Source organism: Paenibacillus chibensis, from assembly GCF_004001045.1.
Classification (GTDB): Bacteria; Bacillota; Bacilli; order Paenibacillales; family Paenibacillaceae; genus Paenibacillus_AQ; species Paenibacillus_AQ chibensis.
Window position 1 is genome coordinate 38478 of sequence record NZ_BIMK01000008.1, and the last position, 9031, is coordinate 47508.

Genomic DNA, 9031 nt, shown 5'->3' on the forward strand with positions numbered 1-9031 from the left:
AATGACCTCCCACGCTTTATTAAGATGGCAAAGCTTCTATATAGAACGGACAGCCCCGTCGCTATCGTCCCTCTCTGTCGAAAGGGAGCGGGAACATCCGGCTATACCCACTTGTACTAGCCTTTGACCGAACCGATCATCATCCCCTGCACGAAGTATTTTTGCACAAACGGATAGATGCAGATGATCGGCAGAGAAGTCAGAACCATGGCCGTCGATTTGATCGTTGCCGCGATTTGGCTGGACGCTTCCGAACTGGCTCCGACCTCAGTCGGGCTCACCGCATTATCGATGATCTGCCGCAGGTACAGTGCGATCGGCCATTTTTCCTTGGATTGCAGGAACAAGGACGGGCCGAACCAGTTGTTCCAAATGCCCACGATACAAAATAACACCATCGTCGCCATGATCGGTTTGGACAAAGGCAGGACGATTCGGGTAAAAATGCCGTAAACGCCCAGCCCGTCAACCTTGGCTGCCTCCTCAATCTCACACGGAATGTTCGCAAAAAACGTTTTTACCAAAATGACGTTAAACGCACTGATCGCTCCGGGAATAATAATCGCCCACATGGTGTCGCGCATATGCAGCGTTTTGGCCACGAGCACATAGTTAGGAATCAGACCGCCGCCGAAGTACATCGTAAACAGCACGAACGGGATGAAAAATTTGTTCAGACGGAGCTTTTCCTTGGAGAGCGGGTAGGCCAGCACCGCCGTGCCGAGCACGGAAATGAACGTCCCGAGCACCGAATATAGAACCGTGTTGCCGTAATAGCGGAAGAAATCCGGCTTACTCAACAGAAGCTTGTAAGTCTGAGCCGTAAAATCAATCGGGAATATCGTGACCTTACCGGCATAAATGGCAGCCTCGGAACTGAAAGACTGGGAGACCAGGTAGAGAAACGGATACAGCGTGATGGCTACCACTAGCAGCATGACGAATCCGTTCAGTACCTGGAATACCCGGTAGGAAGCTTGAGTTTTCACGGGTATCTTCTCCTTTCTACCATAGACTGGATTTGGTGGTTTTGCGGGATACGTAGTTGGCAATCGTCACCAGAATGAGGCCGATGATGCCTTCGAATAATCCTACGGCAGTGGCATAGCTGAAGCTGCCTCCGTTGATCCCGATTCGGTACACATAGGTGGAAATGACATCTCCCGTCTCATAAGTCAAAGGATTATAGAGCAAGAGAATTTTCTCGAAGTTCGACCCCAGAATGCTTCCGATGTCGAGAATGAGCAGGGTCATGATGGTCGGCAGGATGCCCGGTATCGTTACATGCCAAGCCAGTCGCAAGCGGCTCGCGCCGTCGATTTTGGCCGCTTCGTACAGTTCTGTATTGATGCCGGTCATGGCCGCCAGATACAGGATCGTTCCCCAGCCAAGCGCCTGCCAGATGCCAGACGAAATGTAGATGGTCGGAAACCATTGCGGCAGGGATATGAAAGCGAGCTTCGTAAGTCCCAGATGCTGCAGCAGCGTGTTGACCGGTCCGTTTAGGGAGAGGATCTCTTTCACCATTCCCGCGACGATGACCGTGGAGATGAAGTGGGGCAGATAAGAAACGGTCTGCACGAACTTTTTGATCCCTATATTTTTCAGCTCGTTAAGCAGCAGTGCAAAAATCAGGGTCAGCGGAAAACGGAAGAGCAGATAGAATATGCTGAGAGAAAGGTTGTTCCGAAAAGCTCTCCAAAAGGTCGGATCCTTCATGAACATTTGAAAATATTTGAATCCGACCCACTCCGTCCCCAGGAAATTGGGGCCTCCGACATATTTGCGAAATGCAATGATGTTTCCAAGCATGGGGGCATATTTAAAGATCAGAAAATAGGCGACCGGGATGATCAAAAAAGAATACAGTACCCACTCCTTCCTCACATGCTGCAGGAGCGTGTCGTTCTCTCTTGCTTTCGTACGTTTTCGGACCATGCCAAGCATGATCCATCACCTCCTTGTCTATCGTTTGCGTCCGCTGCCATAGATCCGGCTCAACTTTGACCTATCCTGTTTATCCGTTTAGGCACGGCCCATTTACGCGTGGCTCACGGTATCCGCGACCAATTTGAACACTGCAGGCTCTTTACCGGATAATTCCACGCTTCGGCGGTCCGGTTGGGAAGTGCCGATATACAAGGTATACTCGCCCGTTTCCACCTTGGACACCCCGTTTTCATCGCACAAGGCGAAAGCTTCCTTCGGAAGGACAAGCTCCACTTGAGCTGCCTCTTGCGGTTTAAGATGCACCTTACGGAAGGCCTTCAGCTGCGGATGAGGCGTCCCTTCACGGTTCGCTTTGACATAAACCTGGAGCACCTCGCCGCCGGCCCATTCGCCCTTGTTCTCAATGCGTGCCGTCACCCGAATGCCGTTCTCCGTAATCTTGTCGCTGCTCAGGCGGATGGAATCCACCGTGAAATCGGAATAGCTAAGCCCGAAACCAAATGGATAAAGAGCTTCATTGTCCATATAGCGGTAGGTCCGGTTCTTCATTGAATAATCGGTGAAATCAGGCAGCTCCTCCGTCGTGCGGTAGAAGGTTACCGGCAATTTCCCCTCCGGCGAGAACTCCCCGAAAACGGCTTCGGCGATCGCTCGGCCGCCTTGGGCGCCAGGGTACCATCCTTGAAGAATGGCGGAGACGTTCCGGTCCGCGTATTCAACGGCCAATGCGCTCCCGGACAACAGCACGAGCACGACCGGCTTGCCGCTCTCTTGAACGACCTGGAGCAGCTCTTCCTGCAAGCCCGGTAGACGCAGGTCCTCTTTGTCGCCGCTCACGAACGGATTGCCGGTGTCCCCCTCCTCGCCTTCCAGCCCGGCATCCAGCCCAAGGCATAGAATGACGACATCGCTTTCCGCGCATACCGCTTTCGCTTCCGAGATCCGATCATTCGCTTGGGCGAGCGGGCTCACTCTGTCTTTGAACAAATGACAGCCTTCGGAATAAAGCACCCGCACATCGTCACCCAGATAATCCTGGATGCCTTCAACGACCGTAACATAACGGGATGCCGTGCCTTCATAATTGCCTACCAGTGCCCGCCGGTTGTTAGCATTGGGACCGATGACGCCCACCGTTTTCAGCTTGTTCGGATCAAGAGGCAGCAGCCCGTCGTTTTTCAGTAAAACGAGGCATTCCCGCGCAGCCTTCAGATTCAACTCGCGCACCCGCGCAGAATCTGTCTCGAGGTAGCTGATAGCGGAATACGGAACCTTTTCCGGCTCATCGAACAATCCCAGCTTCATACGGGTGGTGAACAGCCGGATGACCGCCTGATCAATCTTCGCTTCCGTGACCAGCCCCTGCTCTACAGCCTCCAGAAGGAAAACAAACAGGCTGCCGCAGTTCAGGTCACAACCCCGGTTTACGGCCAGCGCTACCGATTCGACCTCGTTTGCCGTTACCTTGTGCTGCTCATGAAAATCCCGGATCGCCCAGCAGTCGGACACCACATGTCCGTCAAATCCCCATTCGCCGCGAAGAATTTGTTCGAGAAGCAGTTCGCTCCCGCAGCAGGGCTCGTCGTTGGTCCGGTTATAGGCTCCCATGACGGCCTCCACATCGGCTTCCTGAACGCATGCCCGGAATGCCGGCAGGTACGTCTCATGGAGATCCTGATTTGACACAACGGCGTTGAAGCGGTGACGCTGATCCTCCGGACCCGAGTGGACCGCAAAATGCTTGGCGCAGGCTGCGACCTTCAGATAGTCCTCATCGTCGCCTTGAAGCCCTTTGATGAACCTGACGGCAAGACGGGAGGTTAGAAAAGGATCCTCACCATAGGTTTCATGCCCCCGGCCCCAGCGCGGATCGCGAAAAATGTTCACATTGGGCGCCCACATGGTCAATCCTTTATAAATATCTGTATCTCCAAATTGCTGCTGCATATTGAATTTGGCTCGGGCTTCCGTTGAAACCGCATCGGCTACCTCTTCAAGCAGTTCTTCGTCAAACGTCGCCGCCAGGCCGATTGCCTGGGGAAATATCGTTGCCGTTCCGGCCCTTGCCACACCATGAAGCCCTTCATTCCACCAGTTGTACGCTTGAATGTTCAGTCGTTCGATCGCCGGTGCCGCATGAAGCATCTGATATACCTTTTCCTTCAACGTCATTTTCCCGACCAATTGTTGGGCTCTTTCTTTGTAATGCTTGATTTTGTCGGAGTTTTTCGTCATATGAGGCATGATTTACATCCACTCTCACTTTCTGCTTATGTTTTTCTACTGAGGATGCTTATACTTCATTTTTTGGTGCTTATGGAATTTTCTTTGTACATTGTCACGCTTTAAAACAGCAACATATGGTATAATCCATTTACCGATTCCAAGCGGAGTCAGACGGAGATCCATCAGAAACCCCAGAATGAATACGGTTACAATTTGTATTTCCTTGCGTAATCGCTTTCATTTATACATTAATTATAATGATTTTGAATTTTCTTACTGCTTGATTTTTGCGTTCCACTGATCAATTATTGCTATTTCTGAATTCTAAGAAAGGCGGTTACCGATATGATTGAGATTCTCGAAGGCACACGTGAAACCGTGTCATACAGTCCGCATTTTCGCGTTCGGCTTTACTTGAACCAGGAAACGGAGAACTACCCGATCCACTGGCATCCGGCCGCGGAAGTCATCATGCCTCTGGAAAATATTTATACGGCCGTCGTCATTGGCGAACGGCATGTCCTGAACCCCGGCGACATTATCGTCATCCCTCCCGGCGAGCTGCATGAGCTGTTCGCACCCGATTCCGGCAAACGCATTATTCTGCAGTTTGACAGCGCGATGCTCTACCAGCTGGAAGGTTTTTCTTCCAGCTTGTCCCTGCTTGGCTCCAGCATTGTAATCAGGTCCGGGGAAAATAACGATTTGCACGCCAGCTTGAAAGCCCTTCTTCTGCGGATCATGAATGAGTACTTTAGTGATCAGCCGCTCAAGGAAGCGGCAGCCTTTTCCCTTCTGATTCAGTTTTTTGTCCAACTCGGCCGCAACTACGTGCTTGGAGAGAATCGTTTTCCCAATACCCGCAGCCGGAAGCAGCATGCTTATGTCGAAATGTTCCTGGAGATTTGCGCCTACATTAACGATCATTGCACGGAAGACATCACCATCGATCATGTCGCTGAGAGGGCGGGCTTCAGCAAATTTCATTTCATCCGGTTGTTCAAGCAGTTTACCGGCTCCTCGTATTACACCTATCTCAACAAGAGAAAAATCATGCACGCAGAAAAGCTGCTGATGGATCCGAATATCACCATTACCGAGGTCGCCATGAAATCGGGCTTCGTCAGTCTCGCCACCTTTAACCGAGTCTTCAAATCCTACAAAAAATGTACCCCGAGCCAGTTTAAAAACCTGGAAGGGATACACCGGACGAATCCCTGAAAAACAAAAAAAGACTGCAGTCCAGGCAAGAGTCGAAACTCTACCTAACAGCAGTCCTTTTTTGTATTATAAGCCTGAGTTTGCACCCCGTGTGCTCCCAGTGTAGAGGTGTCTCGTTGCCTCGCAGAGGTTCAGCTAGTTCATGCTCTGATTAGCCGCGTGCGTTTATCCACATGCCATCCTCCCTCTCCAACCAGCATGGACAACGCCGAGCACTCTCCTATGGTGGATACATCAATAAATAAAGCGGCCCTGTGCATCCGGTATGCCCGATTTGCGGTAAAAATACGTGTTGATGACATCACGCCACTGCTTCGCATTGTTCAATTGCCAGCCCAGCCGTTCCGCGATTTGTTCAAAGCGCTCGGAATCCACCTCGCTGATCAGCTCCTGCCAGCGGCGTATCCATGCCTCCACTCTCTCCACGCCTTCGAAATGGGTATCATAGATATGCTGGATGACCGTTTTTCCTGAATGGAGCACATGCGTGTAGGGAACGTGGTGAAAAAACAGCAACAATTCATCGGGGCAGCTCGCCAGCGACTCATACCGTTCCCGGTTCGCAGATGCGTATTGCGAGGTGTACCCGGTCCCTGTGGAAATCGTTCGGTCCACGCCGATTCCATTACGGTCGGCAAAGTGATACGTGCCCCACTTGGAATACTCATACCCGTCCACATCAACGGCATAATGGTAGTGAGGCTGCACCATCCAGCCAACGCCGAGCGGGGCTGTATAGCTCTCGTAGATCCTCCAGGATTCCAGCAGTATCTCCCTTACCGTCGCAGCAACCTTTCCCTCGTTTCCGAACGTGAGGCGGCTCCATTCCTGCGCGATCTCCTCGGCGCTTAAATCCGGGTCCCAAGCGAGCCGTCCGAACCCGAACAGATTGGCCTGGGCCAGATGATGACCGGTCCAGTTCTCGTCATCCCCAATATTCGATACGCCGGTGACCCCGCTGTGCAGGTAAGGATGAAGCTCGCCAGAAGCGATTCGTTTCACGGTGCTTCCCGGTCCCTTCAAACCTGTATCGAAATCAAGCGCCTGTTTCCACTGCGGCACGAGGAAGCATACATCGCGCTGTTGTCCGGTATATTCCTGGGCTATCTGGAACTCCATCATCTGATTGGTATGCTCCATGGCTCCGAACAGGGGGGACACGGGCTCTCTCACCTGAAAATCCATTGGTCCGTTTTTAATTTGTAAAATGACATTGTCCCGGAATCGGCCATCCAGCGGACGAAAATGATCATAGGCCGCTCTCGCCCGGTCCGTCGAACGGTCTCTCCAGTCCTGATGGCAGTCATAGACGAAGCATCTCCACAGCACCAAGCCGCCATAGGGGGCTAGCGCATCCGCCAGCATATTGGCGCCGTCGGCATGATCTCGGCCGTAGGTGAACGGGCCAGGACGGTTCTCCGAATCCGCCTTGACCAGAAAGCCTCCGAAATCGGGAATGCTGCGGTAAATCTCACCCGCTTTGTCACGCCACCATTTTTGGACTTCTTCATCGAGCGGATCTGCAGTTGAAAGATCCCCGAGTTCCATCGGGGCTGCATAATTCACGCTGAGGAACAGGCGGATACCATATTGTCCAAAAACATCCGCAAGTCTGGCCACATCCGGCAGCAGTGCTTCGGTAATCAGCTTCGTTTCCTCACGGTGCACATTAACGTTATTGATCGAGATCGCGTTGATGCCCACCGAAGCCAACAACCTGGCATAATCTCGAATCCGGCCTGATTCAAGAAGCACGCGGTTCTCACGGTAAAAGATAGATCCTCCGGAATACCCTCGCTCCACGCTCCCGTCCATATTGTCCCATTGATTGATCATGCGCAGCCGGTTCCGGGGCGATTGAGACACATTGAGGTCGGCCAGCTCTGCTGAAGTACCGAGCAAACGCAATAAATGGAACACAGCGTACAGCAGCCCTTTTTCGCCGCCGCCGTAAAGCACCGCATACGGATGACCGTCCTCGGTACTCGAGCAGATATTATATCCTTCTTCGCTTAACGGATGCGCTTTCAATTTGTCGGCTACGGACGACGCTGTATCGGCCGAACCCAGGACAATCCGTGCTGGTCCCGTTCTGACCGACAATTCCGGACGAATGCCGGTGAATGCGCTGATGGCTGTCGTCAGCTCTTCGATCGCCGTTCTTCCCGGACCTCGATCGGAATTTATCGTTGCCGTGATCTGCCCCAGCAATGGCCGCAGCGCTTCAATCCGTTCCGTGTCATGCCACTTTTCTTCTGCCAACCAAGCTTGATATCCGAGTGATTTCACCCGATTCCTCTCCCCTCGTAGATATCATGAAACCTATGCGACTGCCTCATGCCGTCATCTTGTATACAAGAATGATTTAATCATAATCATCATCATAGGATGTGTCAATTGCTCTTTTTCATACTCAACCATGTATTCCAGCAATCCATGATTCCTCCCATGCCTTCCTCATTCCCTTCCTCCGCCCTTTGTTGTATACTAGGAGGAACTCTTGTTGACGGAAGCAGGTAGATTATGGCCAATCCAAAATCCGAAATCTTACAGCAATTAAAAAGAGACATCCTGACGCTGGTCCTGAAGCCGGGAAGCATTCTCAGTGAAACCGCGTTGTCGGAGCGCTTTGAAATTTCCCGCACGCCGCTGAGGGACGTGCTGAAACAGCTGGAGCTGGAAAATTATATCGACGTCTATCCCAAAAAAGGAAACCTGGTGTCCTACATCGATCTGGACTCCGTTGAGCAGATCATTTACCTGCGGAGCACGCTTGAGAAAGAGTTGATCAAGGACTTGGCGCTGCAGATGCCCTTAAAAGGAACCTTAGAGTTGAACCGGATTGTGGCGCTGCAGGAACAGGTCATGGACCGGGATGACGCGCATGAGGCCTTTCTCGAGCTGGACGATGCTTTTCATCATACCTTGTTTACGCTGACGGGAAGGGAATTTTTGTGGAACCTGATTCAGCAGTGCAATGTGCATTACATCCGCTACCGCCGATTGCACTTATTAAAGCGGGACAAGCTGGAGGCGCTGCTGCAGGAGCATCGGCGACTGCTTGACTGTATCGAACACCGCGACCTGGACAGCGTCGATCGCTTGGTCATGCAGCATTTGCGAGGAGATATCCATGCGAAGTACCTTCAGGAGAATTTCGCTGAATATATTCAATCATAGGCTTCATGCGCACAAACCGTTCAAGCATGGTTATGAGCAGCGCGACCCTCTATTATGTCCCAAAAGATGGCCGGACTTACAGCCATTCTCTCAGCTTGTCATAAATGGCGGTAAAACGTAGCCCGGCTCATATGAAAAGCATCCGCAAGCTGATTCTTATTAAACGTTGTTAGGAGTCTGTTATGAGCTTGCAAGTGTGCTCAGATGAGCGCAGCCATGCAAAACATGAAGAAGATCGCAGCACCAATCAAAAAGAAAGCCGCACCTTTAAAAAAGGAACGGCTTTCTCAATACTCTGAGCGCATTAGATACAATATCCAATGCCCTGTTTACTATATGCCGGTGAAGGGACTCGAACCCCCACGGTTTCCCTCACGATTTTGAGTCGCGCGCGTCTGCCAATTCCGCCACACCGGCTTAAATAAAACGCGCCCTAAGAGATTCGAACTCCTGA

Annotated in this window: 6 protein-coding genes and 1 tRNA gene; 2 read left to right on the forward strand and 5 right to left on the reverse strand. The window is 51.8% G+C overall.

The window, feature by feature from the left end; translation table 11 throughout:
• Nucleotides 1–116: 116 nt before the first annotated feature.
• The 3 genes from PCH05_RS08635 to PCH05_RS08645 all read right to left on the reverse strand — a co-directional run bounded on the left by PCH05_RS08635 (nucleotide 117) and on the right by PCH05_RS08645 (nucleotide 4194).
• Nucleotides 117–989, reverse strand: coding sequence for a carbohydrate ABC transporter permease (locus PCH05_RS08635; RefSeq protein ID WP_127601973.1), 873 nt, complete (start codon nucleotides 987–989; stop codon nucleotides 117–119).
• A 16-nt stretch (nucleotides 990–1005) separates the two neighbouring features.
• Nucleotides 1006–1947: an ABC transporter permease gene (locus tag PCH05_RS08640; protein ID WP_127601974.1), complete on the reverse strand. Its 942-nt coding sequence runs from the start codon at nucleotides 1945–1947 to the stop codon at nucleotides 1006–1008.
• Between the two features lie 93 nt (nucleotides 1948–2040).
• Complete coding sequence (locus PCH05_RS08645) at nucleotides 2041–4194, reverse strand: glycoside hydrolase family 3 C-terminal domain-containing protein (RefSeq protein WP_246049420.1); 2154 nt, start codon at nucleotides 4192–4194, stop codon at nucleotides 2041–2043.
• Nucleotides 4195–4521: 327 nt separating this feature from the next.
• On the opposite strand from PCH05_RS08645, the gene PCH05_RS08650 reads away from it, so the two are divergent.
• Nucleotides 4522–5397, forward strand: coding sequence for a helix-turn-helix transcriptional regulator (locus tag PCH05_RS08650; protein ID WP_127601976.1), 876 nt, complete (start codon nucleotides 4522–4524; stop codon nucleotides 5395–5397).
• 234 nt (nucleotides 5398–5631) lie between these two features.
• On the opposite strand, the gene PCH05_RS08655 is transcribed toward PCH05_RS08650, so the two are convergent.
• Nucleotides 5632–7686 (reverse strand): alpha-glucuronidase family glycosyl hydrolase, encoded by a 2055-nt coding sequence (locus tag PCH05_RS08655; protein ID WP_127601977.1) that lies wholly within the window; start codon nucleotides 7684–7686, stop codon nucleotides 5632–5634.
• A gap of 234 nt (nucleotides 7687–7920) precedes the next feature.
• On the opposite strand from PCH05_RS08655, the gene PCH05_RS08660 reads away from it, so the two are divergent.
• Complete coding sequence (locus tag PCH05_RS08660; RefSeq protein WP_127601978.1) at nucleotides 7921–8577, forward strand: GntR family transcriptional regulator; 657 nt, start codon at nucleotides 7921–7923, stop codon at nucleotides 8575–8577.
• A gap of 337 nt (nucleotides 8578–8914) precedes the next feature.
• On the opposite strand, the gene PCH05_RS08665 is transcribed toward PCH05_RS08660, so the two are convergent.
• A tRNA-Leu gene (locus PCH05_RS08665) sits at nucleotides 8915–8994 on the reverse strand.
• Between the last annotated feature and the right edge of the window lie 37 nt (nucleotides 8995–9031).

Coding starts and splice junctions, on each gene's coding strand:
- PCH05_RS08640 (WP_127601974.1), bottom strand. CDS start 1,947: ATGCTTGGCATGGTCCGAAAACGTACGAAAGCAAGAGAGAACGACACG.
- PCH05_RS08645 (WP_246049420.1), bottom strand. CDS start 4,194: ATGCCTCATATGACGAAAAACTCCGACAAAATCAAGCATTACAAAGAA.
- PCH05_RS08650 (WP_127601976.1), top strand. CDS start 4,522: ATGATTGAGATTCTCGAAGGCACACGTGAAACCGTGTCATACAGTCCG.
- PCH05_RS08660 (WP_127601978.1), top strand. CDS start 7,921: ATGGCCAATCCAAAATCCGAAATCTTACAGCAATTAAAAAGAGACATC.